The 23,128-nt window shown below is 60.5% G+C and carries 27 protein-coding genes; 16 read left to right on the forward strand and 11 right to left on the reverse strand.

Annotated elements, in window-relative coordinates; genetic code table 11:
• Positions 1-6: 6 nt before the first annotated feature.
• On the forward strand, positions 7-771 hold the full coding sequence (locus ACFY9W_RS06980; RefSeq protein WP_003251792.1) for an amino acid ABC transporter ATP-binding protein: 765 nt from the start codon (positions 7-9) through the stop codon (positions 769-771).
• A 130-nt stretch (positions 772-901) separates the two neighbouring features.
• Here the strand turns inward: ACFY9W_RS06980 and algW are convergent, their stop codons facing one another.
• Positions 902-2,062 (reverse strand): Do family serine endopeptidase AlgW, encoded by a 1,161-nt coding sequence (gene algW / locus ACFY9W_RS06985; RefSeq protein ID WP_391127612.1) that lies wholly within the window; start codon positions 2,060-2,062, stop codon positions 902-904.
• A 157-nt stretch (positions 2,063-2,219) separates the two neighbouring features.
• Between algW and ACFY9W_RS06990 the strand changes: the two genes are divergently transcribed.
• From ACFY9W_RS06990 to ACFY9W_RS07005, 4 genes are all read left to right on the forward strand, one after another.
• Positions 2,220-2,978 carry a Nif3-like dinuclear metal center hexameric protein gene (locus ACFY9W_RS06990; RefSeq protein WP_391127615.1) on the forward strand — a complete coding sequence of 253 codons (759 nt, stop codon included), beginning with the start codon at positions 2,220-2,222 and terminating at the stop codon, positions 2,976-2,978.
• A gap of 258 nt (positions 2,979-3,236) precedes the next feature.
• Positions 3,237-4,154, forward strand: coding sequence for a sulfate adenylyltransferase subunit CysD (gene cysD / locus ACFY9W_RS06995; protein WP_003251799.1), 918 nt, complete (start codon positions 3,237-3,239; stop codon positions 4,152-4,154).
• 16 nt (positions 4,155-4,170) lie between these two features.
• Positions 4,171-6,072, forward strand: a complete 1,902-nt coding sequence (gene cysN / locus ACFY9W_RS07000; protein ID WP_391127619.1) for a sulfate adenylyltransferase subunit CysN — start codon at positions 4,171-4,173, stop codon at positions 6,070-6,072.
• A gap of 220 nt (positions 6,073-6,292) precedes the next feature.
• Positions 6,293-6,925, forward strand: coding sequence for a hypothetical protein (locus tag ACFY9W_RS07005; protein ID WP_391127622.1), 633 nt, complete (start codon positions 6,293-6,295; stop codon positions 6,923-6,925).
• A 34-nt stretch (positions 6,926-6,959) separates the two neighbouring features.
• Here the strand turns inward: ACFY9W_RS07005 and ACFY9W_RS07010 are convergent, their stop codons facing one another.
• From ACFY9W_RS07010 to ACFY9W_RS07025, 4 genes are all read right to left on the reverse strand, one after another.
• Positions 6,960-7,604, reverse strand: a complete 645-nt coding sequence (locus tag ACFY9W_RS07010) for an RES domain-containing protein (protein WP_391127625.1) — start codon at positions 7,602-7,604, stop codon at positions 6,960-6,962.
• Positions 7,588-7,869, reverse strand: a complete 282-nt coding sequence (locus ACFY9W_RS07015; RefSeq protein WP_391127628.1) for a bacteriocin immunity protein — start codon at positions 7,867-7,869, stop codon at positions 7,588-7,590. Before ACFY9W_RS07015 ends, ACFY9W_RS07010 begins: the two co-directional genes overlap by 17 nt.
• Positions 7,863-8,183 (reverse strand): S-type pyocin, encoded by a 321-nt coding sequence (locus ACFY9W_RS07020; RefSeq protein WP_391127631.1) that lies wholly within the window; start codon positions 8,181-8,183, stop codon positions 7,863-7,865. Before ACFY9W_RS07020 ends, ACFY9W_RS07015 begins: the two co-directional genes overlap by 7 nt.
• Positions 8,184-8,297: 114 nt before the next feature.
• On the reverse strand, positions 8,298-8,777 hold the full coding sequence (locus ACFY9W_RS07025) for an Lrp/AsnC ligand binding domain-containing protein (protein ID WP_391127634.1): 480 nt from the start codon (positions 8,775-8,777) through the stop codon (positions 8,298-8,300).
• Positions 8,778-8,904: 127 nt separating this feature from the next.
• Between ACFY9W_RS07025 and ACFY9W_RS07030 the strand changes: the two genes are divergently transcribed.
• The gene (locus ACFY9W_RS07030) at positions 8,905-10,101 is read left to right on the forward strand and encodes a methionine gamma-lyase (protein ID WP_391127637.1); all 1,197 of its coding nucleotides are present in this window, start codon (positions 8,905-8,907) and stop codon (positions 10,099-10,101) included.
• Positions 10,102-10,263: 162 nt separating this feature from the next.
• On the opposite strand, the gene ACFY9W_RS07035 is transcribed toward ACFY9W_RS07030, so the two are convergent.
• Positions 10,264-10,701 (reverse strand): ZapG family protein, encoded by a 438-nt coding sequence (locus ACFY9W_RS07035; RefSeq protein WP_391127640.1) that lies wholly within the window; start codon positions 10,699-10,701, stop codon positions 10,264-10,266.
• Positions 10,702-10,836: 135 nt separating this feature from the next.
• Between ACFY9W_RS07035 and ACFY9W_RS07040 the strand changes: the two genes are divergently transcribed.
• The 3 genes from ACFY9W_RS07040 (at position 10,837) to zapE (ending at position 14,026) form a co-directional block, all read left to right on the forward strand.
• Entirely contained in the window at positions 10,837-11,472 is a 636-nt protein-coding gene (locus ACFY9W_RS07040; RefSeq protein WP_391127643.1) for an alpha/beta fold hydrolase, read from the forward strand.
• Between the two features lie 25 nt (positions 11,473-11,497).
• Positions 11,498-12,847, forward strand: coding sequence for a tryptophan--tRNA ligase (locus tag ACFY9W_RS07045; protein WP_391127645.1), 1,350 nt, complete (start codon positions 11,498-11,500; stop codon positions 12,845-12,847).
• 84 nt (positions 12,848-12,931) lie between these two features.
• Positions 12,932-14,026, forward strand: coding sequence for a cell division protein ZapE (zapE, locus tag ACFY9W_RS07050; RefSeq protein WP_391127648.1), 1,095 nt, complete (start codon positions 12,932-12,934; stop codon positions 14,024-14,026).
• A 122-nt stretch (positions 14,027-14,148) separates the two neighbouring features.
• Here the strand turns inward: zapE and ACFY9W_RS07055 are convergent, their stop codons facing one another.
• Together ACFY9W_RS07055 and ACFY9W_RS07060 are read right to left on the reverse strand one after the other, a co-directional pair.
• Positions 14,149-15,069: a helix-turn-helix domain-containing protein gene (locus ACFY9W_RS07055; protein ID WP_391127785.1), complete on the reverse strand. Its 921-nt coding sequence runs from the start codon at positions 15,067-15,069 to the stop codon at positions 14,149-14,151.
• A 258-nt stretch (positions 15,070-15,327) separates the two neighbouring features.
• Positions 15,328-16,368, reverse strand: coding sequence for an NADP(H)-dependent aldo-keto reductase (locus tag ACFY9W_RS07060; protein ID WP_391127651.1), 1,041 nt, complete (start codon positions 16,366-16,368; stop codon positions 15,328-15,330).
• Positions 16,369-16,626: 258 nt separating this feature from the next.
• Here ACFY9W_RS07060 and rplM point away from each other — a divergent pair, with 258 nt between their 5' ends.
• The 7 genes from rplM (at position 16,627) to ACFY9W_RS07095 (ending at position 21,489) form a co-directional block, all read left to right on the forward strand.
• Positions 16,627-17,055: a 50S ribosomal protein L13 gene (gene rplM / locus ACFY9W_RS07065; RefSeq protein WP_003251819.1), complete on the forward strand. Its 429-nt coding sequence runs from the start codon at positions 16,627-16,629 to the stop codon at positions 17,053-17,055.
• A gap of 14 nt (positions 17,056-17,069) precedes the next feature.
• Positions 17,070-17,462 (forward strand): 30S ribosomal protein S9, encoded by a 393-nt coding sequence (gene rpsI / locus ACFY9W_RS07070; protein WP_003260797.1) that lies wholly within the window; start codon positions 17,070-17,072, stop codon positions 17,460-17,462.
• Between the two features lie 263 nt (positions 17,463-17,725).
• Positions 17,726-18,319 (forward strand): ubiquinol-cytochrome c reductase iron-sulfur subunit, encoded by a 594-nt coding sequence (gene petA / locus ACFY9W_RS07075; RefSeq protein ID WP_391127655.1) that lies wholly within the window; start codon positions 17,726-17,728, stop codon positions 18,317-18,319.
• Positions 18,319-19,530 (forward strand): cytochrome b N-terminal domain-containing protein, encoded by a 1,212-nt coding sequence (locus ACFY9W_RS07080; RefSeq protein WP_391127788.1) that lies wholly within the window; start codon positions 18,319-18,321, stop codon positions 19,528-19,530. Before petA ends, ACFY9W_RS07080 begins: the two co-directional genes overlap by 1 nt.
• Positions 19,530-20,309 carry a cytochrome c1 gene (locus ACFY9W_RS07085; RefSeq protein WP_391127658.1) on the forward strand — a complete coding sequence of 260 codons (780 nt, stop codon included), beginning with the start codon at positions 19,530-19,532 and terminating at the stop codon, positions 20,307-20,309. Before ACFY9W_RS07080 ends, ACFY9W_RS07085 begins: the two co-directional genes overlap by 1 nt.
• 117 nt (positions 20,310-20,426) lie before the next feature.
• Positions 20,427-21,050 (forward strand): glutathione S-transferase N-terminal domain-containing protein, encoded by a 624-nt coding sequence (locus ACFY9W_RS07090; protein WP_391127661.1) that lies wholly within the window; start codon positions 20,427-20,429, stop codon positions 21,048-21,050.
• A 10-nt stretch (positions 21,051-21,060) separates the two neighbouring features.
• The gene (locus ACFY9W_RS07095) at positions 21,061-21,489 is read left to right on the forward strand and encodes a ClpXP protease specificity-enhancing factor (RefSeq protein ID WP_391127663.1); all 429 of its coding nucleotides are present in this window, start codon (positions 21,061-21,063) and stop codon (positions 21,487-21,489) included.
• A 52-nt stretch (positions 21,490-21,541) separates the two neighbouring features.
• Here ACFY9W_RS07095 and ACFY9W_RS07100 read toward each other — a convergent pair whose 3' ends face one another.
• From ACFY9W_RS07100 to ACFY9W_RS07110, 3 genes are all read right to left on the reverse strand, one after another.
• The gene (locus ACFY9W_RS07100) at positions 21,542-21,760 is read right to left on the reverse strand and encodes a YgdI/YgdR family lipoprotein (RefSeq protein ID WP_391127666.1); all 219 of its coding nucleotides are present in this window, start codon (positions 21,758-21,760) and stop codon (positions 21,542-21,544) included.
• A gap of 152 nt (positions 21,761-21,912) precedes the next feature.
• Complete coding sequence (locus ACFY9W_RS07105) at positions 21,913-22,491, reverse strand: BON domain-containing protein (RefSeq protein WP_016713549.1); 579 nt, start codon at positions 22,489-22,491, stop codon at positions 21,913-21,915.
• On the reverse strand, positions 22,488-23,081 hold the full coding sequence (locus ACFY9W_RS07110) for a phosphoheptose isomerase (RefSeq protein WP_012274070.1): 594 nt from the start codon (positions 23,079-23,081) through the stop codon (positions 22,488-22,490). The genes ACFY9W_RS07105 and ACFY9W_RS07110 overlap by 4 nt, the downstream gene beginning before the upstream one ends.
• Between the last annotated feature and the right edge of the window lie 47 nt (positions 23,082-23,128).

Raw genomic sequence — 23,128 nt, forward strand, 5'->3', positions numbered from 1 at the left:
TTCGAAATGAGTGAAGCGATCAAGCAGCCTGCCGGCCCCGAAGGCATCATCCAGATGCAGGGTGTGAACAAGTGGTATGGCCAGTTCCATGTGCTCAAGGACATCAACCTGAACGTGCGCCAGGGCGAGCGTATCGTGCTGTGCGGGCCGTCCGGTTCGGGCAAGTCCACCACCATCCGTTGCCTCAACCGCCTGGAAGAACACCAGCAGGGGCGTATCGTGGTGGATGGTGTGGAGCTGACCAACGACCTCAAGCAGATCGAGGCCATCCGCCGCGAAGTGGGCATGGTGTTCCAGCACTTCAACCTGTTCCCGCACCTGAGCATCCTGGAAAACTGCACCCTGGCGCCGATGTGGGTGCGCAAGATGCCCCGGCGCAAGGCTGAGGAAATTGCCATGCATTATCTGGAGCGCGTGCGTATTCCTGAACAGGCGCACAAGTACCCGGGGCAGTTGTCCGGTGGTCAGCAGCAGCGTGTGGCGATTGCCCGCGCCTTGTGCATGAAGCCGAAGATCATGCTGTTCGACGAGCCGACCTCGGCGCTGGACCCGGAAATGGTCAAGGAGGTGCTCGATACCATGGTGGGCCTGGCCGAAGATGGCATGACCATGCTCTGCGTAACTCACGAAATGGGCTTTGCCCGCACGGTGGCGAACCGGGTGATCTTCATGGACAAGGGGGAGATTGTGGAGCAGGCGGCGCCGGACGATTTCTTCGACCGGCCGCGCAGTGACCGGACCAAGTTGTTCCTGAGCCAGATCCTGCATTGATGCTGCTGGGGCTGCTTTGCAGCCCATCGCCGGCAAGCCAGCTCCCACAGGTACTGCACAGGGCTTGAGGCCGGTGCTATCCCTGTGGGAGCTGGCTTGCCGGCGATGGGCCGCAAAGCGGCCCGGTTTTTTATTTCTCTTCTGTGACCGCTGCCGGCGCCGGTGGCGGCCGCAGCCCCACCTCTGCCACCAGTTTAAGCTGCTGCCCGTTACGCATCACCTCGATGGTGATCTTCTCGTTGGGCTTGATCCGCGCCACCTGGTTCATCGACTTGCGCCCGTCACCGGCCGGTTCGCCATTGATGCTCAGGATCACGTCACCCAGTTGCAACCCGGCTTTTGCCGCTGGCCCTTCGCGGAAAATGCCCGCCACCACGATACCCGGGCGGTCTTTCATGCCGAACGACTCGGCCAGCTCCTGGCTCAGCGGCTGTACTTCAATACCCAGCCAGCCACGAATAACCTGGCCGTGCTCGACGATCGACTTCATCACCTCCAGTGCCAGTTTCACCGGGATGGCGAAGCCGATGCCCTGTGAACCGCCCGACTTGGAGAAGATTGCGGTGTTGATGCCGACCAGGTTGCCATTGGCATCGACCAAGGCGCCGCCCGAGTTACCCGGGTTGATTGCGGCGTCGGTCTGGATGAAGTCTTCGTAGTTGTTCAGGCCCAGCTGGTTACGGCCGGTGGCGCTGATGATACCCATGGTGACGGTCTGGCCGACCCCGAACGGGTTGCCGATGGCCAGCGACACGTCGCCGATGTGAATGGTGTCAGAACGGCCGATGGTGATTGCCGGCAGGCTCTTCAGGTCGATCTTCAACACGGCCAGGTCGGTTTCCGGGTCGCTGCCGATTACCCGTGCCAGGGTCTCACGGCCATCCTTCAGGGCTACCACGATCTGGTCGGCGCCGCTGGTGACATGGTTGTTGGTCAGCAGGTAGCCCTCGGGGCTCATGATCACTGCCGAGCCCAGGCTCGACTCCCAGCGGCGCTGCTTGGGCAGGTTGTCGCCGAAGAAGCGGCGGAACTGCGGGTCTTCGAACAGCGGGTGGGCGCTCTTGTTCACCACCTTGGTGGTGTACAGGTTGACCACTGCAGGTGCGGCCAGGGTCACGGCGTCGGCGTACGACACCGGGCCCTGCATGATGCGCGTGGTCTGCGGTGCCTGTTGCAGGTTGACGTCCTGGCTGGGCAGGCCGACCCACTCCGGGAACCGCTGGATGATCAACATGGCGATCAGCACGCCGGTGAGCAGGGGCCAGCCAAAGTAACGAAACGCCTTGAACATGAACGAATCCTGGAAAGAGCGGGGGCCACTGGCCGCGCAGCGGGGCATGGGCGCGCGCGATGATACACCGGTTCCCCCGGTGCCGACGACGGCCCATAATGGCCGGCATTATACGGGCGTTACGCCCGAGAAAAGCGCAGTTTTCGAGGAGATTTTCATGGCCGTCGCTCTCAACACCCTGGTCGAGGAAGCCGAACGCTACCTGGGCAGCGCGAAGATCCAGGATTATTGCCCCAATGGCCTGCAGGTCGAAGGCCGGCCGCAGGTCAGCCGTATCGTCAGCGGTGTTACCGCCAGCCAGGCGCTGCTGGATGCAGCAGTCGAAGCCGAGGCCGACCTGGTGCTGGTACACCATGGTTACTTCTGGAAGGGTGAGAACCCATGCATTACCGGTATCCGCCAGCGTCGGCTGAAGACCTTGCTGAACAACGATATCAGCCTGCTGGCTTTTCACCTGCCGCTGGATGTGCACCCGGACGTCGGCAACAACGTGCAGCTGGCGCGGCAACTGGACATCACTGTCGAAGGGCCGCTGGACCCGCAGAACCCCAAGGTGGTGGGGCTGGTCGGTTCGCTGGCCGAGCCGATGACCGCCCGCGATTTTGCCCGGCGTGTGCAGGAAGTGCTGGGGCGCGAGCCGTTGCTGGTTGAAGGTGACGAAATGATCCGCCGGGTCGGCTGGTGCACCGGGGGCGGGCAGGGGTACATCGACACCGCGATTGCAGCCGGCGTCGATTTGTACCTGACGGGTGAGGCGTCGGAGCAGACCTACCACAGTGCACGCGAGAACGGCGTCAGCTTCATCGCGGCCGGGCACCATGCCACCGAGCGGTATGGGGTGCAGGCGTTGGGTGACTATCTGGCGCGGCGCTTTGCCGTGGAACACCTGTTCATCGATTGCCCGAATCCGATCTGATATCGGCGTTGCCTTCTTCGCGGGCGCGCCCGCTCCCACAGGTACTACGCAGGCCAGGAGACTTGTGGAGCTCTTTGTGGGAGCTGGCTTGCCGGCGATGGGCCGCAGAGCGGCCCCCGTTCCAGCCCAAACCCGCAGTCATATCGTTAGACCTTTTCGATCTAGTCCGCTGCCTAAATAGAAGAAGCCGCTGTGATAAAGTGGCTCGCTCGAACACGGCCCGCAGGCCGTCCATAAGATCGTTTTTCGTGAGTAGCCATGGTCGACAAACTGACGCACTTGAAACAGCTGGAGGCGGAAAGCATCCACATTATCCGCGAGGTGGCCGCCGAGTTCGACAACCCGGTGATGCTGTACTCGATCGGCAAGGATTCCGCCGTGATGCTGCACCTGGCGCGCAAGGCCTTCTTCCCGGGCAAGCTGCCGTTCCCGGTGATGCACGTCGACACCCAGTGGAAATTCCAGGAGATGTACAGCTTCCGCGACAAGATGGTCGAGGAAATGGGCCTGGAACTGATCACCCACGTCAACCCTGAGGGTGTGGCGCAGGGCATCAACCCGTTCACCCATGGCAGCTCCAAGCACACCGACATCATGAAGACCCAGGGCCTGAAGCAGGCACTGGACAAGCATGGTTTCGATGCAGCCTTCGGTGGCGCGCGCCGCGACGAAGAGAAGTCGCGGGCCAAAGAGCGTGTGTACTCCTTCCGTGACAGCAAGCACCGCTGGGACCCGAAAAACCAGCGCCCGGAGCTGTGGAACGTATACAACGGCAAAGTCAACAAGGGCGAGTCGATCCGCGTCTTCCCGCTGTCGAACTGGACCGAGCTGGACATCTGGCAGTACATCTACCTTGAAGGCATCCCGATCGTGCCGCTGTACTTCGCCGCCGAGCGTGAAGTCATCGAGAAGAACGGCACCCTGATCATGATCGACGACGAGCGCATCCTCGAGCACCTCTCCGAGGAAGAAAAAGCCCGCATCGTCAAGAAGAAGGTGCGTTTCCGTACCCTCGGCTGCTACCCGCTCACGGGCGCTGTCGAATCGGAAGCCGAAACGCTCACCGACATCATCCAGGAAATGCTCCTGACGCGCACTTCCGAGCGCCAGGGCCGGGTCATCGACCACGATGGCGCCGGTTCCATGGAAGACAAGAAACGTCAGGGCTACTTCTAATTTTCAGGGTTACTCCATGTCGCACCAATCCGATTTGATCAGCGAAGACATCCTCGCTTATCTGGCTCAGCACGAGCGTAAAGAACTGCTGCGTTTCCTCACCTGCGGCAACGTGGATGACGGCAAGAGCACCCTGATCGGGCGCCTGCTGCACGACTCCAAGATGATCTACGAGGACCACCTCGAGGCCATCACCCGTGACTCGAAAAAGTCCGGCACCACCGGCGAAGAAGTCGACCTGGCATTGCTGGTAGACGGCCTGCAGGCCGAGCGTGAGCAGGGCATCACCATCGATGTCGCCTACCGCTACTTCTCCACCGCCAAGCGCAAGTTCATCATCGCCGACACCCCGGGCCACGAGCAGTACACCCGCAACATGGCCACCGGTGCGTCCACCTGTGACCTGGCGATCATCCTGGTCGATGCCCGCTACGGTGTGCAGACCCAGACCCGCCGTCACAGCTACATTGCCTCGTTGCTGGGCATCAAGCACATCGTGGTCGCGGTCAACAAGATGGACCTGAAGGGCTTCGATGAAGGCGTCTTCGAGTCGATCAAGGCTGACTACCTGAAGTTCGCCGAAGCCATCAACCTGACCCCGAGCAGCCTGCACTTCGTGCCGATGTCGGCGCTCAAGGGCGACAACGTGGTCAACCACAGCGAGCAGTCGCCGTGGTACGCCGGCCCGACGCTGATGGAAATCCTCGAAACCGTCGAGGTTTCGGCCGACCGCAACTTCACCGACCTGCGCTTCCCGGTGCAGTACGTCAACCGTCCGAACCTGAACTTCCGCGGCTTCGCCGGCACCCTCGCCAGCGGCGTGGTGCACAAGGGCGACGAAATCGTCGTGCTGCCGTCGGGCAAGAGCAGCCGGGTCAAGTCCATCGTCACCTACGAAGGTGAACTGGAAAACGCCGGCCCAGGCCAGGCCGTGACCCTGACCATGGAAGACGAGATCGACATCTCCCGTGGTGACCTGCTGGTACACGCCGACAACGTTCCACCGGTGACCGACCAGTTCGACGCCATGCTGGTGTGGATGGCCGAGGAGCCGATGCTCCCGGGCAAGAAGTACGACATCAAGCGCGCCACCAGCTACGTGCCGGGCTCGATTGCCAGCATCACCCACAAGGTCGATGTGAACACCCTTGAAAAGGACGCTGCCAGCGCCCTGCAACTGAACGAGATTGGCCGCGTCAAGGTATCCCTGGACAGCGCCATTGCCCTGGACGGTTACGACAGCAACCGCACCACCGGTGCGTTCATTGTCATCGACCGCCTGACCAACGGCACCGTCGGCGCCGGCATGATCATCGCCCAGCCAGTCCTGCCGCACGGCAGCACCGGCCAGCATGGCAAGCAGGCCCACGTGTCCACCGAAGAGCGCGCCCTGCGCTTCGGCCAGCAGCCAGCCACCGTGCTGTTCAGCGGCCTGTCCGGCGCTGGCAAGAGCACCCTGGCCTACGCCGTGGAGCGCAAGCTGTTCGACATGGGTCGTGCAGTGTACGTGCTCGATGGCCAGAACCTGCGCCACGACCTGAACAAGGGCCTGCCACAGGACCGTGCCGGCCGCACCGAGAACTGGCGCCGCGCCGCCCATGTGGCGCGCCAGTTCAACGAAGCCGGCATGCTGACCCTGGCTGCGTTCGTGGCCCCGGATGCCGAAGGCCGCGAACAGGCCAAGGCGCTGATCGGCAAGGAGCGCCTGGTGACCGTTTACGTCCAGGCCTCGCCGCTGGCCTGCCGCGAGCGTGACCCGCAAGGCCTGTACGCTGCCGGTGGCGACAACATCCCGGGCGAAAGCTTCCCGTTCGATGTGCCGCTGGATGCCGACCTGGTGATCGATACCCAGTCGATCAGCGTGGACGAAGGCGTGAAGCTGGTGCTGGACGTGCTGCGTCAGCGTGGCGCGATCTAAGCGCTAGGCTGCGATGAAAACCCCGCTTCGGCGGGGTTTTTTATTTGTGGTTTCCACAGGCTGACGCGATCCGTGTGAGCGGCCTTGTGTCGCGAGAGGTCTGCGCAGCAGCCCCGAGTCATCTGATCCAGTTTACAAATTGACTTGTTGACAAGTTGACGGTTAAAAATCGAGACCCTATCTTATTTACCAATAGCCTCTACGTATTCAAGGATTCCCCATGGCCACTGCTACTCGCGAAGCGCTCCACCCGGCATTCGCTTGCATCGAAGCTGCCAAAGCTGCCTTGCGCCAGCGTTTCGAGGAGCACCTTGCACGTGCATCTGAAGCGGTGTTGATGGAAGCGGTGGCCCAGGCAGACGAAAAAGCGTTTGTTGCGCTAGCCAAGGTCGATGTTGAAACGAAGCGCAGTGTTGCAACGCGCAACCAGGAAGCCATCGCCAGGATGAAGGCGCGCGCATTCGAGCGTGTCGCCAGCCGTTGCGAGTTGCTGGATGCCAAGGCAGCTTGTGAAATACTGGGTATCAGCAAGCAAGCGCTGAGCCAGAAGGCAAAGGCAGGTAAGCTGCTCGCCTACACCAATACTGGTAATCGCAGAAAGTTCTATCCGTCGTTTCAGTTTGCCGAAAATAAGCCGAGAGCAGTTGTTGAGGAGCTGATCACGTCGCTCGATGTAGATCCTGCTGACACCGAAGCCATGAATTTTCTGGTTCAGCATTTGGTCGGCAGCATGGACTACTCCGAACCTGGAGAGCCGGGCAACGAGTTGCCACGTTTCGAATTGCTGGATGACAGTGCAGCCTTGGAAATCATCCAGCGTGACTTCAAGAATGCTTTTATAGCAGGGCAGTAATACCTGGCCTTTTCAGGAGATTCGACTTGTGCCTCTACTCCACCGCTACACCCAAGCTATCCAGAAGCTCTATTACCGTTTCCCCGTTCGCCAGAACGGCCGCCATCACCGGTTGATGGCTTATCGCTTTGACCTGCTTTGAGCGGCCCTCGAACAGCACGACATTGCACCCTTTCATTGAGCCGGTAATGGTGTAGACCGCTGACTGATAAACCAGGCCATCAACACGGCGGTGAAGCATGCATGCTTGGCTGATTTCCTGGGTGAGTGCATAGCCCTCCCGGCCCTGACCCTTGGCCTGCACCATATCCCGTATCTTGTGATGAGTGGTCCGATTCGCCAGGGCCGCTACGTCGACTACGCACAATTCTCGTGCTGTCTTGAGCAGATGCAGGGAGGTCTGTTCCAGGTGCGACAGACGCACTGGCTGGCCTTCAATGCCCTGGCCCGGCTGGAACGACTCGGCGACGGCAACTTCCTCGGTAAAGCCGAGGTAATAAACACCTACCTGTCTGGCAGGGTCGGCATAGCGAGTATCGGAATCAGCTCGATAATTGACGGGGTTGGCATCATGGCGAGAAGGCTGCACACGGTATAAGAAAGTACCTGCAGGTATTAATCTAAAAAGCGCTTCATGCTTGTTCAGTGCTTCCTGCACCTGATCAGCTATTTGGCTCACATTTCTGATCCCTGAACAGTGATAGCCCCTTCGATTCTCTCCACTTCACGATGAGTGCCATTACTGTTTCGGCATTGCCATCCTCTTCGTTGCCTGGGTAGTAGATCAGGTCCGAACCGGCGGGATGTGCTACCAACTCGATAAACAGCTCCAGTAACCGGTCCTGCCATGCTGGAGAACCCTCCGCCTGGATCAACGCTTTAACAATCGACTGGAATTCAGCGTATGTATAGTTCGTAAGGCAGTGCTTCTCGCTGGTCACCATGGCGCCTCCGATGACAGTGCATATTGCATGGCGCTCATTATTCGCAGGTTCGCGGCGTCGTACATCAACCCACCCCATTCGGGCAGGTGCAGGTGGATAATCTGGTAGGAGCGCAAACCTTTCGCGGTGTCACAGAAGGGTGCGCGAGGAGGCCAGCCTTTCTTGAGGCGGTTGAGTTGTGCGGGGATGAATTGCTGGCTGTAGATCGGGTCTTCTGCAATTGCTAGCCAGAAGGAACGGGAGAAGTGGTCGAAGCTGTCGAATGTTCGACCTGCGAGTTTTTGGATGATGAACTCTGGAAGAAAGCTGGCCATGGAGTCGTCCCTTGGGTGAAAGGCTTGGAAATTGTGCCCAGGGATGCTCTGTTTGTATGTCGGAGGCGGGTTGTCTGTCAGTAGGAGCGTTCCTACTGATTGGAAAGATGTTTCTTATATGTGTTTTTCCGACACGGGTATTACCCGCTTTTCTTTCACCGCCTTGTACGAAAAACTCGAATAGATTTCCTTCACCCCCGGCAACCGCTGCAGCACCTCGCGGGTGAATTCGCCGAACGACTCCAGATCCCGCGCCAATATCTCCAGCAAAAAGTCATAACGCCCGGAGATGTTGTGGCAGGCGACGATTTCGGGGATTTCCATCAGCCGCTTCTCGAACGCCAGCGCCATGTCCTTGGTGTGCGAGTCCATCATGATGCTGACGAACGCAGTTACACCAAACCCCAAGGACTTTGGCGAGAGGATGGCCTGATAGCCGGTGATGTAGCCGTTGTCTTCCAGCAGTTTGACCCGTCGCCAGCAGGGCGAGGTGGTCAGTGCCACCTGGTCGGCCAGTTCGGCAACGGTGAGGCGGGCGTTGTCCTGCAGGGCGGCGAGCAGTGCGCGGTCGGTGCGGTCGAGGCTCGAAGGCATGATTTGCCCTCCTGATTATCCAATTATTGTTTTTGTCCCAATAACCACCCGCATGCGTGGGCCATTTTGGAAAAAATCGGGTAGCTCGGTGGCATAAGCTTATAACAAACCACCAGAGGCTGTTGCCATGCGCGACTCCCATAACAACACCGGTTTTTCCACGCGGGCCATTCACCATGGCTACGACCCGCTGTCCCACGGTGGCGCGCTGGTGCCGCCGGTGTACCAGACCGCCACATATGCATTTCCCACCGTCGAATACGGCGCGGCCTGCTTTGCCGGGGAAGAGGCGGGGCATTTCTATAGCCGTATCTCCAACCCTACCCTGGCCCTGCTGGAGCAGCGCATGGCTTCGCTGGAGGGAGGCGAAGCGGGGTTGGCGTTGGCGTCGGGGATGGGGGCGATCACCTCGACCATCTGGACCCTGCTGCGGCCCGGCGACGAGTTGATTGTCGGGCGCACGTTGTATGGCTGCACCTTTGCCTTCTTGCACCATGGCATTGGTGAGTTCGGGGTAAAGGTCCGCCATGTTGACCTCAACGATGCCAAGGCGCTTAAAGCGGCGATCAACAGCAAAACGCGGATGATCTACTTCGAAACACCGGCCAACCCCAACATGCAACTGGTGGATATTGCTGCGGTAGCCGAGGCGGTGCGGGGGCATGATGTGTGGGTGGTGGTCGACAACACCTATTGCACGCCGTACCTGCAGCGGCCGCTGGAACTGGGGGCGGACCTGGTGGTGCATTCGGCGACCAAGTACCTCAGCGGCCATGGCGACATTACCGCCGGGCTGGTGGTGGGGCGCAAGGCGCTGATCGACCGCATTCGCCTGGAAGGGCTCAAAGACATGACCGGGGCGGTGCTGTCGCCGCATGACGCTGCGTTATTGATGCGCGGGATCAAGACCCTCGCGCTGCGCATGGACCGCCACTGCGCCAATGCACTGGAGGTGGCGCAGTTCCTGGCTCGGCAGCCTCAGGTCGAGTTGATTCACTACCCGGGCTTGCCATCGTTCGCCCAGTACGAGCTGGCGCAGCGGCAGATGCGTTTGCCGGGTGGGATGATTGCTTTTGAGTTGAAGGGTGGGATCGAGGCCGGGCGGCGTTTCATGAATGCCTTGCAGCTGTTTGCCCGGGCGGTGAGCCTGGGGGATGCCGAGTCGCTGGCGCAGCACCCGGCGAGCATGACGCATTCCAGCTATACGCCGAAGGAGCGGGCGCATCACGGGATCTCGGAGGGGCTGGTGCGCCTGTCGGTGGGGCTGGAGGATGTGGAGGACCTGCTGGCGGATGTCGAACAGGCATTGCAGGCTTGCAGCTAGGGTGCCTGTGCTGGCCTCTTCGCGGGCACGCCCGCTCCCACAGGTATTTCACAGGTCTTGAGTCCTGTGGTGTCCCTGTGGGAGCGGGCGTGCCCGCGAAGAGGCCGGTGAATCCAGCGCACAAAAAAGGCCTCTTTCGAGGCCTTCTTCATGTTTGCCAGCTTAGCGCTTGAGCCCGTAGCTCTCGTCGAGCATACCAGGCGAGTTTGGCGCTTTTGGCGCGTAGTCGCGGGGTACTTCAGCAGTGTCCTTCGGCGGCGTCAGGCGATCGCGTGGGCCTTGGCTGCCTTCGGAGTGCAGCGCGGCCAGCAGGCGCTGACGGGTCAGTTCGTCGAGGGCCAGGGTATTGGCGCCGTCGGCCAGGTGGTCCTGGACATCCTGGTAGCTCTGGGTCAGCTTTTTCACCAGTACCGCAGTGCTGTTGAAGTGGGTCACCACTTCGTTCTGGTAGCTGTCGAAGCGCTTCTGCATTTCATCCAGCTGACGCTGGGTGCTGCTGGGCGCGGCATTGGGCAGCAGGCGGGCCACGACGAAACCAACTACCACACCAATGACCAGGGCCAGGGTCGGCAACAACCAAACAAGGAGCGAGAGTTCCACGAGTCCTTCCTCTATAAACGGCTTTGCTTTACGTTAACGGCTCAGACCTGCGCTGTATACCGCGAGCGATCGCAAATCAGAACAGAATTCCTCACCTAGACGAATCGACCCTCCCCGAGGTCACGGAGTAGTGCCTTGCTTGTCCGCGAAACCCCCTTGTTCATCGACGGCCCCAGCGGCCAGCTGGAAGCCTTGTACCTGGACGTGGCCGATGCCCGCGGCGCGGTGCTGATCTGCCACCCCAACCCGGTCCAGGGCGGCACCATGCTCAACAAGGTGGTCTCGACCCTGCAACGCACTGCCCGCGATGCCGGCTATGTGACCCTGCGTTTCAACTACCGTGGTGTAGGCCAGAGCGCCGGTAGCCATGACATGGGCGCCGGCGAAGTGGCCGATGCCGAGGCCGCCGCAGCCTGGCTGCGTGCGAAGCACCCCGAGCTGCCAGTGGTACTGATGGGCTTCTCGTTCGGTGGCTTTGTCGCGACCAGCCTGGCCGGCCGCCTGGAAGCTGCCGGGGTATCGCTGCAACACTTGTTCATGATTGCCCCGGCAGTCATGCGCCTGACGGCCGAATTCCCGTTGCCACAGCACTGCCCGATCACCGTGGTGCAGCCAGACGCCGATGAAGTGGTTGCGCCGCAGCTGGTTTACGAATGGTCCGACAGCCTGTCGCGCCCCCATGAGCTGCTGAAAGTGGCAGAATGTGGCCACTTCTTCCATGGCAAGCTGACCGATCTGAAGGATCTGCTGCTGCCGCGCCTTTCGAACTGAGCCAAGCCTGAATAAGCGAACACCCATGACCACGCGCATTCTTACCGGTATCACCACCACCGGCACTCCGCACCTGGGCAACTACGCCGGCGCCATTCGCCCGGCGATCCGTGCCAGCCAGCAGCCCGGTGTCGACTCGTTCTACTTCCTGGCCGACTACCACGCCCTGATCAAGTGCGATGACCCGCTGCGCATCCAGCGCTCGCGCCTGGAAATCGCCGCCACCTGGCTGGCCGGTGGCCTGGACCCGGACAAGGTGACCTTCTACCGCCAGTCCGACATCCCGGAAATCCCCGAGCTGACCTGGCTGCTGACCTGCGTTGCCGCCAAGGGCCTGCTGAACCGTGCCCATGCCTACAAGGCCTCGGTGGACAAGAACGTCGAGGCCGGCGAAGACCCGGACGCCGGCGTGACCATGGGCCTGTTCAGCTACCCGGTGCTGATGGCCGCCGACATCCTCATGTTCAACGCCAACAAGGTGCCGGTCGGCCGTGACCAGATCCAGCACGTGGAAATGGCCCGCGACATCGGTCAGCGCTTCAACCACCTGTTCGGCCAGGGCAAGGACTTCTTCGCCCTGCCGGAGGCGGTGATCGAAGAAAGCGTGGCGACCCTGCCAGGCCTGGACGGGCGCAAGATGTCCAAGAGCTACGACAACACCATCCCGTTGTTCACTAGCGCCAAGGATATGAAAGACGCCATCTCGCGCATCGTCACCGACTCGCGCGCCCCAGGCGAAGCGAAAGACCCGGACAACTCGCACCTGTTCACCCTTTACCAGGCTTTCTCGACGCCAGCGCAGTGCGCTGAATTCCGTGATGAGCTGTTGCAGGGCCTGGGCTGGGGCGATGCCAAGCAGCGCCTGTTCCAGCTGCTGGACGGCCAGCTGGCCGAAAAACGCGAGTACTACCACCAGTTGATCGCCCGCCCGGCAGACCTGGAAGACATCCTGCTGGCCGGCGCCGCCAAGGCCCGCAAAATCGCCACGCCGTTCCTCGAACAACTGCGCGAGTCCGTTGGCTTGCGTTCGTTCCGCAGTGGCGTACAGGCCAATACCGAAGTGAAGAAGAAAGCCGCCAAGAGTGCGCGCTTTGTCAGCTTCCGTGATGAAGACGGCAGCTTCCGCTTCCGCCTGCTGGCCGCCGACGGCGAGCAACTGCTGCTGTCGCGCAGCTTTGCCGATGGCAGGAGCGCCGGCGCCGTGAGCAAGCAGTTGCAGCAAGGTGGCGAGGCCGATGTGCGTGTCGAAGGCTTGGGCTTCGGCCTGTGGCTGAATGGCGAGCAGGTTGCCGACGGGCCGCAGTTCGACAGCGCCGAGGCCCTTGATGCAGCCATTCAAAGCCTGCGCGATGCCCTGGCACCACAGCAGGACTGAGGCATATTGACGCAAGTCTGATTGCCATAAGGCGGGCCTGTCGCTACAGTGACGGCCCGTTTTTTGTTGCCTCGCTAACGAATCATGACTCCCTTAGAACGCTATCAAGCAGATCTGAAACGTCCCGACTTCTTCCATGACGCGGCGCAGGAAACTGCGGTGCGTCACTTGCAGCGCCTGTACGACGACCTTGTACACGCGCAGAACAACAAGCCGGGCGTGTTCGGCAAGCTGTTCGGCAAGAAGGAACAGACCCCGGTCAAGGGCCTGTACTTCTGGGGTGGGGTAGGGCGAGGCAAGACCTACCTGGTCGATACCTTCTATGAGGCGCTGCCGTTCAAGCAGAAGATGCGCACGCACTTCCACCGCTTCATGAAGCGTGTGCATGAGGAAATGAAAACCCTCAAGGGCGAGAAGAACCCGCTCACCATCATCGCCAAGCGCTTCAGCGACGAAGCCAAGGTCATCTGCTTCGACGAATTCTTCGTGTCGGACATTACCGATGCCATGATCCTCGGCACCCTGATGGAAGAGCTCTTCAAGAACGGCGTTTCGCTGGTGGCCACCTCCAACATCGTGCCGGACGGCCTGTACAAGGACGGCCTGCAACGTGCGCGCTTCCTGCCGGCCATTGCCATGATCAAGCAGTTCACCGATGTGGTGAACGTCGACAGCGGCGTCGACTACCGCCTGCGCCACCTGGAGCAGGCCGAACTGTTCCACTACCCGCTCAATGACGCGGCGCACCAGAGCATGCGCGCCAGCTTCAAGGCGCTGACCCCGGAATGCACCCAGGCGGTCGAAAACGATGTGCTGATGATCGAGAACCGCCCGATCCATGCCCTGCGTACCTGCGACGACGTGGCCTGGTTCGACTTCCGCGCCCTGTGCGACGGGCCGCGCAGCCAGAACGACTACATCGAACTGGGCAAGATCTTCCACGCCGTGCTGCTGAGCAACGTGGAGCAGATGGGGGTCGCCACCGACGACATCGCCCGCCGTTTCATCAACATGGTGGACGAGTTCTACGACCGCAACGTCAAGCTGATCATCTCGGCTGAGGTGGAGCTGAAAGACCTGTATACCGGTGGGCGTCTGAGCTTCGAGTTCCAGCGCACCCTGAGCCGGTTGCTGGAGATGCAGTCGCACGAATTCCTGTCGCGGGCGCACAAGCCATAAGATTTTTGGGGCCGCTTTGCGGCCCATCGCGACGCAAGGCCGCTCCCACATTGACCTGTGTATGCAGGACCTTGTGGGAGCGGCCTTGTGTCGCGATGGGCTGCGAAGCAGCCCCCTGGGCCTCAAGCCTCCTGCATGAACTGCTGCCGATACTGGTTCGGCGACAACTCGGTATGCTGGCGGAACAACCGCGCAAAGAAACTGGCATCGTCATAGCCGACCTCATAACTGATGGTCTTGATGCTCTTGCGCGTGCTCGACAACAACCCTTTGGCGGTCTCGATCCGTAGCCGTTGCAGGTAGTGCAGGGGCTTGTCACCCGTTGCGCCCTGGAAGCGGCGCATGAAGTTGCGGATGCTCATGCCGTGGTTGCGGGCCACGTCCTCGAAGCGGAACTTGTCGGCGAAGTGCTCTTCCAGCCAGTGCTGGATCTGCAGGATGATCAGGTCCTGGTGCAGCTTCTGCCCGCCAAAGCCCATGCGCCCTGGGGTGTAGTTGCGCTGCACTTCGTAGAGGATGTCGCGGGCCACGGCGCGGGCCACGTTGGCGCCGCAGAAGCGTTCGATCAGGTAGATGTACAGGTCGCAGGCCGAGGTGGCACCGCCAGCGCAATAGATATTGTCGGCGTCGGTCAGGTGCTTGTCCTGGTTCAACCGGATCTTCGGGAAGCGCTCGGCAAACGTGTTGAAGAAGCGCCAGTAGGTGGTCGCCTCCTTGCCATCGAGCAGGCCGGACTCGGCCAGCCAGAACACGCCACTGGCTTCGGCGCACAGCACCGCGCCACGCGCATGCTGGTCACGCAGCCAAGGTAGCACCTGTGGGTAACGTTGCAGCAGGTTGTCGAAGTCGTCCCAGTAGGCCGGAAGGATGATCACATCGGCGTCGTCCAGGCCACCGTCGACCGGCAGCTGTACATTGCTGAAGCTGTCCACGGGCTGGCCGTCGGGGCTCACCAGGCGGATTTCGAACATGGGCTGCAAGCCCAGGCCAAGCTGCTTGCTGTAGCGCAGGGCGGCGAGATGGAAGAAGTCCTTGGCCTGCATCAAGGTAGAAGCAAATACCTTGTCAATGGCCAGGATGCTGACGCGCCGCAGCGACGCGGAGGGTTGGGTAAACATCATTGTCATTGTTCTTATAGGGTAGAGTGGTCAATCACCGGCTGGATCGTCTTATTTTTTGGCGATTGTGTCTACCCCGCAGCACCGCGTGGTCTTCTTCGCGGGCAAGCCCGCTCCCACAGGGGCTGCGCTGAACCCTGTGGGAGCGGGCGTGCCCGCGAATAGGCCGGTAAAGGATTACGCTCAAGGCGCCGGGTTCGGTTGCTCCTGATGAATTGCCTCGATCGCTGCCAGCAGCTCGTCATTCAGGTTCAGCTCGATGCTGGCCAGGTTGCTGTCCAGTTGCTCCAGGCTGGTAGCGCCAATGATGTTGCTGGTCACGAACGGTTGCCGGGTGACGAATGCCAGGGCCATCTGCGCCGGGTCCAGGCCATGCTCGCGAGCCAGTTGCACGTAGCGGCTACAGGCTGCAACGGTCTGCGGGTTGGAGTAGCGGGCAAAGCGGCTGAAGAGGGTGAGGCGTGCGTTGTCCGGGCGTGCACCGTTCTCGTACTTGCCCGAGAGCATGCCGAACGCCAGTGGCGAATAAGCCAGCAGGCCGCACTGCTCGCGGATGGCCACTTCCGCCAGGCCCACCTCGAAGCTGCGGTTGAGCAGGTTGTACGGGTTCTGGATCGACACCGCCCGCGGCCAGCCACGGCTTTCGGCCAGTTGCAGGAACTTCATGGTGCCCCACGGCGTTTCGTTGGACAGGCCGACATGGCGGATCTTGCCTGCGCGCACCTGTTCGTCGAGTACTTCGAGGGTTTCTTCCAGCGGGGTGAAGTGGTCCTGCGGCAGGTGCTGGTAGCCCAGCTTGCCGAAGAAGTTGGTGCTGCGTTCCGGCCAGTGCAGCTGGTACAGGTCGATACGGTCGGTCTGCAGGCGCTTCAGGCTCTCGTCCAGCGCCGCGACGATGTGCTGGCGGTTGTGCTTGAGCTGGCCGTCGCGGATGTGGCTGATGCCGTTGCCTGGGCCTGCGACCTTGCTGGCCAGCACCCAGTCGTCGCGGTCACCATTGGCACGGAACCAGTTGCCGATGATGCGCTCGGTGGCCGCATAGGTTTCCGGGCGGGGCGGCACCGGGTACATCTCGGCGGTGTCGATGAAGTTGACCCCGGCGGCCTTGGCCCGGGCAATCTGTTCGAAGGCTTCGGCCTGAACGTTCTGTTCACCCCAGGTCATGGTGCCCAGGCACAGGGCGCTGACGTTGAGGTCGGTACGGCCGAGCTGGCGGTATTCCATCGGTTAGACACTCCTTGGCAATAGATGCCCATCAAAGCAGGTTGAAATTTTTCTCGCAATCTGGATAATTCAGCCCCTCTCCGCGTGGCGGAAGTGATGCACCATCACGCAGGAAGAACCCCGTCGAACATTGGCGTGCCCGACCCGAGCCCCCAAAAGCGTCTGTGTTCGGCTGCGCGCTTGCCCTTGGCAAGCTGTGCACTATCCAGTAAGATTCGCCGTCTATTTTTCGCTGGGCGGCCTCTGAGGCTTTAGAGAATGAAAACTTTTACTGCTAAACCGGAAACAGTAAAGCGCGAGTGGTTCGTAGTCGACGCCGCTGGCCAGACCCTGGGTCGTCTGGCTACCGAAATCGCTACCCGTCTGCGTGGCAAACACAAACCAGAATACACCCCTCACGTTGACACCGGCGACTACATCGTCGTTATCAACGCCGAGCAGGTTCGTGTGACTGGTGCCAAGTCTTCCGACAAAATGTACTACTCCCACTCCGGTTTCCCGGGCGGTATCAAGGAAATCAACTTCGAGAAGTTGATCGCCAAGGCCCCTGAGCGTGTTATCGAAACCGCGGTCAAAGGCATGCTGCCTAAGAACCCGCTGGGTCGCGACATGTACCGTAAGCTGAAAGTGTACGCGGGTGCTGCTCACCCACACACTGCTCAGCAGCCTCAAGAACTGAAGATCTAACGGGATAGTTCATTATGTCGGCGACTCAAAATTACGGCACTGGCCGTCGCAAGACCGCAACCGCTCGCGTATTCCTGCGTCCGGGTACTGGTAACATCTCCATCAACAACCGTTCTCTGGACGTGTTCTTCGGTCGCGAAACCGCTCGCATGGTTGTTCGTCAGCCGCTCGAGCTGACCGAAACCGTTGAGAAGTTCGACATCTACGTCACCGTTTCCGGTGGTGGTGTCAGCGGTCAAGCCGGTGCGATCCGTCACGGTATCACCCGCGCTCTGATGGAATACGACGAAACCCTGCGTGGCGCTCTGCGTCGTGCTGGCTACGTCACCCGCGACGCTCGTGAAGTCGAGCGTAAGAAAGTGGGTCTGCGTAAAGCGCGTAAGCGTCCTCAGTACTCCAAGCGTTAATACCGCTTCGGCAGTCGAGAAAAGCCCGGTTCCTTGGAACCGGGCTTTTTTTTTGGCTTGAACTAACCTGTCAGCATGTCAGTGGCCGCTTGTCGCATAGACACAGATCAAGCAAACCGCGGGTAGAGGGCCCTTGCCGGGGTAATCACCTTGTCAGTGTGTGGATTTGTTTCTTACCATGGCGACCAAATTTTAGTGCCACTGACACAACCTAAGTACGAGCCTGATTCAACAGGCCAAGCAAGCTGATGGGAGAGGACTGAATGAGCAATGACGGCGTCAACGCAGGCCGGCGCCGCTTCCTCGTAGCCGCGACATCCGTGGTCGGGGCAGCGGGAGCAGTGGGGGCTGCGGTACCGTTCGTGGGGTCATGGTTTCCCAGTGCCAAGGCGAAAGCCGCAGGTGCACCGGTGAAGGTCAATATCGCCAAGGTCGAGGCCGGGCAGCAGATGGTGGCCGAGTGGCGTGGCCAGCCGGTGTTCATCGTGCGGCGAACGCAGGAGATCCTCGGCAACCTGAAAAAAATCACCGGCGACCTGTCTGACCCAGACTCCAAGGCCTCGGTGCAGCCGACCTATGTCGACCCCGAGGTTCGCTCGATCAAGCCGGAAATCCTCATTCTCGTTGGCCTGTGCACGCACCTGGGCTGCTCGCCCACCTTCCGCCCGGAAGTTGCACCGGCCGACCTTGGTCCGAAATGGGTGGGTGGCTACTTCTGCCCGTGCCACGGCTCCCACTACGACCTGGCTGGCCGTGTCTACAAGTCGCAGCCGGCACCTCTCAACCTGCCCGTGCCGCCGCACTCTTATGAGTCGGACGAAATCGTCGTCATCGGCGTCGACCAGGAGAAAGCATGATGAGCAAGTTCATGGACTGGATTGATGCTCGCTTCCCCGCCACCAAGATGTGGGAAGACCACCTGAGCAAGTATTACGCGCCCAAGAACTTCAACTTCCTGTACTTCTTCGGCTCCCTGGCATTGCTGGTACTGGTCAACCAGATCGTCACCGGCGTATGGCTGACCATGAGCTTCACGCCCTCGGCGGAAGAGGCATTCGCCTCGGTCGAGTACATCATGCGTGACGTGGAATACGGCTGGATCCTGCGCTACCTGCACTCCACCGGTGCGTCGGCGTTCTTCATCGTGGTCTACCTGCACATGTTCCGTGGCTTGCTCTACGGCTCCTACCAGAAGCCACGCGAGCTGGTGTGGCTGTTCGGCATGCTGATCTACCTGGCACTGATGGCCGAAGCCTTCATGGGCTACCTGCTGCCGTGGGGGCAGATGTCGTACTGGGGTGCCCAGGTGATCATCTCCCTGTTCGGTGCGATCCCGGTGATCGGTGGTGACCTCACCCAGTGGATTCGTGGTGACTACCTGATTTCGGGGATTACCCTGAACCGCTTCTTCGCCCTGCACGTGGTTGCCCTGCCGATCGTGATTCTCGGCCTGGTGGTGCTGCACATTCTTGCTCTGCACGAAGTGGGATCGAACAACCCCGATGGTGTCGACATCAAGAAGAAAAAGGACGAAAACGGCATTCCGCTGGACGGCATTCCGTTCCACCCGTACTACACCGTCAAGGACATTGTCGGCGTGGTGGTGTTCCTCTTCGTGTTCTGCGCCGTGGTGTTCTTCTTCCCGGAAATGGGCGGTTACTTCCTGGAAAAACCGAACTTCGAGCAGGCCAACGCCTTCAAGACACCTGAGCACATTGCGCCGGTGTGGTACTTCACACCGTTCTACGCAATCTTGCGTGCGGTGCCTGACAAACTGATGGGTGTCATTGCCATGGGCGCGGCCATCGCCGTGCTGTTCGTACTGCCGTGGCTCGACCGCAGCCCGGTGAAATCCATGCGTTACAAGGGCTGGATCAGCAAGGTCTTCCTGCTGGTGTTCTGCGTGGCCTTCGTCATCCTCGGTGTGCTGGGCGTACTGGCGCCGACACCTGGGCGTACCTTGCTGTCGCAGGTGTGCACGGTGTTGTACTTCGCCTACTTCCTGCTGATGCCGTTCTACACAAGGCTCGAGAAGACCAAACCGGTTCCGGAAAGGGTGACTGGCTGATGAAAAAGTTGATTGCAGTATTTTTGCTGGCAGTGATGCCTGCCTTTTCCTTCGCTGCCGAACACAGCCTGGAGCTGGACAAGGCCGATATCGACCTGACCGACAAGGCCGCCATGCAGGACGGTGCGCGCACCTTTGCCAACTATTGCATGGGTTGCCACAGTGCCAAGTTCCAGCGTTATGAGCGGGTAGCCGATGACCTGGGTATCCCGCACGAGCTGATGCTCGAGAAGCTGGTGTTCACCGGTGCCAAGATCGGTGACCACATGCAGATCGGCATGAAGCCCAGTGACGCCAAGACCTGGTTTGGCGCCGCACCGCCCGACCTCACCCTGGTGGCTCGCGTGCGGGGTACCGACTGGCTCTACACCTACCTGCGCAGCTTCTACGAGGACCCGTCGCGGCCTTACGGGGTGAACAACAAGGTGTTCCCGAACGTCGGCATGCCTAACGTGCTGGTCGGCCTGCAGGGTAACCAGGTGATTGGCTGCAAACAGGTGCAGACGGTGACCGATGGCAAGAAGCAATTCGACCCGTTGACCGGCAGCCCGATTACCCACGAAGCCTGTGACCAGCTGACCATTACGCCGAAATCCGGTACCCTGACCACCGAGCAGTTCGACGAGAAGGTCAAGAACCTGGTGACCTTCCTGGCCTATTCGGCCAACCCGGTCAAACTGGAAAGCCAGCGCATCGGTACCTATGTGTTGCTGTACCTGGCTTTCTTCTTCGTATTCGCCTACTTGCTCAAGCGTGAATACTGGAAGGACGTGCACTGATCACGCAGTAGTTTCTGGTTGTTGAACGCGCCCGGGGCGCCCCAGCAGAAATGCTGGGGCGCCCCGGGCGCGTTTTCATTTACAGTTGCACAAGCATCCCGTGCGAGGAGCCGCTACATGGGCGCAACCAACAGGTTAGCCTGCTATTCCGATCCCGCTGATCATTACTCTCATCGGGTACGCCTGGTGCTGGCCGAGAAGGGTGTCAGCGTACAGGTCATCGATGTCGACCCGGCCCGCCTGCCGCCCAAGCTGGCTGAGGTCAACCCTTACGGCAGCGTGCCGACCCTGGTCGACCGTGACCTGGCGTTGTATGAATCGACCGTGGTGATGGAATACCTCGAAGAGCGTTACCCGCACCCGCCGCTGATGCCGGTATACCCGGTTGCGCGCGGTAACAGCCGTTTGCTGATACACCGCATCCAGCGTGACTGGTGTGCCCTGGCCGATACCGTGCTCGATTCGCGCAGCAGTGAAGCGGTCCGTACCGAAGCACGCAAGGCCCTGCGCGAAAGCCTGACCGGCGTTTCGCCACTGTTCAATGAATTCGCCTGCTTCATGAGCGATGAGCAAAGCCTGGTCGATTGCTGTCTATTGCCCATACTCTGGCGTTTGCCAGTGTTGGGTATCGAGTTGCCGCGGCAAGCCAAGCCGCTGCTGGATTACATGGAGCGTCAGTTTGCCCGCGAGTCTTTCCAGGCGAGCCTGTCCTCCGTAGAACGTGAAATGCGCAAGCTTTAAGGAGCCGTTGATGAACTCCAGTCGCCCCTATCTGGTTCGAGCACTGTATGAGTGGATCGTCGACAACGATTGCACGCCCCATATGCTGGTCAATGCCGAATTCCCGAAAGTTCAGGTGCCGGATGGTTTCGCCAGTGATGGTCAGATCGTCTTGAATATCTCGCCAAGTGCCGTGCGCAGCCTGCACATGGACAACGATGCGGTCAGCTTCGAGGGCCGCTTCAGTGGCGTGGCTCATTCGCTGTTCGTGCCGGTTGGCGCCATCCTGGGTATCTACGCCCGTGAAAATGGCCAGGGCATGGTCTTTGAGCTGGAATCCCCGCTGGAGGGTGACGAGCTGGAAGACGATGAGGTGCAGCCAGATGATGATGGCCCGCCAGAGGGTGGTGGCCAGCCACCACGCCCGAGTGGTCGGCCAAGCTTGAAGGTGGTGAAGTAACAAAAAAAGGCGATCCGTAAGGGTCGCCTTTTTCTTTGCTGCCAACCTTGGGTTACAGGTCGCTGATGGTGCGTACCTGGTCCTTGTTGATGCGGGTGCGCTTGCCGTCGAGTTGCTGGAACTCGTAGAAGCCAGCGTCGCGGTCGTACTTCGGTGCGTCGACAGCCTGGATTTCACGGCCATCGTTGAGGGTGATCAGGCTAGGGGTGGAGCAGCCGGCCAGGGTGGCGAAGGTGCCGAACAGCAGGGCAGGCAGCAGAAGCTTTTTCATGCGGTGTTTCCCGGGTTTCTGAAATGTGGGGCATTGTTGTTGCCTGTGCTGGCCTCTTCGCGGGCTTGCCCGCTCCCACAGGCGTTGCGCAAATCGAAAAAACTGTGGGAGCGGGCAAGCCCGCGAAGAGGCCGGCACAGGCAATCAGTGAATCAGTCGATGTACTCGAACAGCTTGACGATCTTCTGCACGCCCGACACGCCCTGAACCACGGCGGTGGCCGAGTTGGCCTCCTGCTGCGTCACCAGGCCCAGCAGGTAGACGATGCCGTTCTCGGTGATCACCTTGATGCGCGAGCTGGGCACGGCATTGTCAGTCAGCATCTGTGTCTTGATCTTGGTGGTCAGCCAGGCGTCGTTGTTGCGCGCCAGGATCGAGGAAGGCTGCATCACCTGCAGTTCGTTGTGCACTTTCTTGACGCGCTGTACCTGGCCGGCGGTCTGCTCGGCGAGGCTCTTGAGGTCTGCACGTGGCGTCTGGCCGGCCAGCAGGACGATGCCGTTGTAGCTGCTGACAACGATGTGCGAGCCCTTGTCCAGGTCAGGGCTGGCCTTGGAAATGTTTACGGCGGCTTTGGTTTCGATCAGCGAATCGTCGATTTTGCTGCCGATGGTGCGCGTGCCGCGATCGTCCTCGATGGGCGAATTACGGGTAGAGGTGAGTACCGAGCTGCAACCGGTGACGCTCAGGCACAGGGTCAGGGCCATCAGGCCGAGGCGCATAGGGGTCATTCTTCACTCCCGAACAGTTGGCTGTCGATCAGATCGCACAGGCAGTGGATCGCCAGCAGGTGGACTTCCTGGATGCGCGCAGTAACGGTTGAAGGTACGCGGATTTCCACGTCTTCGGGCAGCAGCAGCGAAGCCATGCCGCCGCCGTCGCGACCCGTCAATGCTACGACAATCATTTCGCGGTCATGTGCGGCCTGGATCGCCTGGATCACGTTGGCCGAGTTGCCGCTGGTGGAGATCGCCAGCAGAACGTCCCCAGGCTGGCCCAGGGCGCGGATCTGCTTGGAAAAGACTTCGTTGTAGCTGTAGTCGTTGGCGATCGAGGTCAGGGTCGAGCTGTCGGTGGTCAGCGCAATGGCCGGCAGGCTCGGGCGTTCGCGCTCGAAGCGGTTGAGCAGCTCGGACGAAAAGTGCTGGGCATCACCGGCAGAGCCGCCGTTGCCACAGGCGAGCATCTTGCCCTCGTTGAGCAGCGCATTGACCATGACCAGGCTTGCCTGCTCGATGTGCGGTGCCAGGATGTCCATTGCCTGTTGCTTGGTGTCGATGCTGGCCTGGAACAGCCGGCGAATTCGGGATTGCATGTCCATCTGGTGACCTTAAGTGGGGCGGTGGCCTTTGCTACGCGCAACAACGA

This window comes from Pseudomonas sp. NPDC008258 (genome assembly GCF_042956345.1).
Lineage (GTDB): Bacteria > Pseudomonadota > Gammaproteobacteria > Pseudomonadales > Pseudomonadaceae > Aquipseudomonas.

Bases quoted from the DNA above. Each gene is read 5' to 3' on its own strand.
- cysD (WP_003251799.1), top strand. From the start codon at position 3,237: ATGGTCGACAAACTGACGCACTTGAAACAGCTGGAGGCGGAAAGCATC.
- ACFY9W_RS06990 (WP_391127615.1), top strand. From the start codon at position 2,220: ATGGCCGTCGCTCTCAACACCCTGGTCGAGGAAGCCGAACGCTACCTG.
- ACFY9W_RS07105 (WP_016713549.1), bottom strand. From the start codon at position 22,491: ATGACCCCTATGCGCCTCGGCCTGATGGCCCTGACCCTGTGCCTGAGC.
- ACFY9W_RS07015 (WP_391127628.1), bottom strand. From the start codon at position 7,869: ATGGTGACCAGCGAGAAGCACTGCCTTACGAACTATACATACGCTGAA.
- petA (WP_391127655.1), top strand. From the start codon at position 17,726: ATGAGCAATGACGGCGTCAACGCAGGCCGGCGCCGCTTCCTCGTAGCC.
- ACFY9W_RS07005 (WP_391127622.1), top strand. From the start codon at position 6,293: ATGGCCACTGCTACTCGCGAAGCGCTCCACCCGGCATTCGCTTGCATC.
- ACFY9W_RS07085 (WP_391127658.1), top strand. From the start codon at position 19,530: ATGAAAAAGTTGATTGCAGTATTTTTGCTGGCAGTGATGCCTGCCTTT.
- cysN (WP_391127619.1), top strand. From the start codon at position 4,171: ATGTCGCACCAATCCGATTTGATCAGCGAAGACATCCTCGCTTATCTG.
- ACFY9W_RS07110 (WP_012274070.1), bottom strand. From the start codon at position 23,081: ATGGACATGCAATCCCGAATTCGCCGGCTGTTCCAGGCCAGCATCGAC.
- algW (WP_391127612.1), bottom strand. From the start codon at position 2,062: ATGTTCAAGGCGTTTCGTTACTTTGGCTGGCCCCTGCTCACCGGCGTG.
- rpsI (WP_003260797.1), top strand. From the start codon at position 17,070: ATGTCGGCGACTCAAAATTACGGCACTGGCCGTCGCAAGACCGCAACC.
- ACFY9W_RS07025 (WP_391127634.1), bottom strand. From the start codon at position 8,777: ATGCCTTCGAGCCTCGACCGCACCGACCGCGCACTGCTCGCCGCCCTG.
- zapE (WP_391127648.1), top strand. From the start codon at position 12,932: ATGACTCCCTTAGAACGCTATCAAGCAGATCTGAAACGTCCCGACTTC.
- ACFY9W_RS07100 (WP_391127666.1), bottom strand. From the start codon at position 21,760: ATGAAAAAGCTTCTGCTGCCTGCCCTGCTGTTCGGCACCTTCGCCACC.
- ACFY9W_RS07095 (WP_391127663.1), top strand. From the start codon at position 21,061: ATGAACTCCAGTCGCCCCTATCTGGTTCGAGCACTGTATGAGTGGATC.
- ACFY9W_RS07090 (WP_391127661.1), top strand. From the start codon at position 20,427: ATGGGCGCAACCAACAGGTTAGCCTGCTATTCCGATCCCGCTGATCAT.
- ACFY9W_RS07080 (WP_391127788.1), top strand. From the start codon at position 18,319: ATGAGCAAGTTCATGGACTGGATTGATGCTCGCTTCCCCGCCACCAAG.
- ACFY9W_RS07055 (WP_391127785.1), bottom strand. From the start codon at position 15,069: ATGCAGGCCAAGGACTTCTTCCATCTCGCCGCCCTGCGCTACAGCAAG.
- ACFY9W_RS07020 (WP_391127631.1), bottom strand. From the start codon at position 8,183: ATGGCCAGCTTTCTTCCAGAGTTCATCATCCAAAAACTCGCAGGTCGA.
- ACFY9W_RS07060 (WP_391127651.1), bottom strand. From the start codon at position 16,368: ATGGAATACCGCCAGCTCGGCCGTACCGACCTCAACGTCAGCGCCCTG.
- ACFY9W_RS07030 (WP_391127637.1), top strand. From the start codon at position 8,905: ATGCGCGACTCCCATAACAACACCGGTTTTTCCACGCGGGCCATTCAC.
- ACFY9W_RS06980 (WP_003251792.1), top strand. From the start codon at position 7: ATGAGTGAAGCGATCAAGCAGCCTGCCGGCCCCGAAGGCATCATCCAG.
- rplM (WP_003251819.1), top strand. From the start codon at position 16,627: ATGAAAACTTTTACTGCTAAACCGGAAACAGTAAAGCGCGAGTGGTTC.
- ACFY9W_RS07045 (WP_391127645.1), top strand. From the start codon at position 11,498: ATGACCACGCGCATTCTTACCGGTATCACCACCACCGGCACTCCGCAC.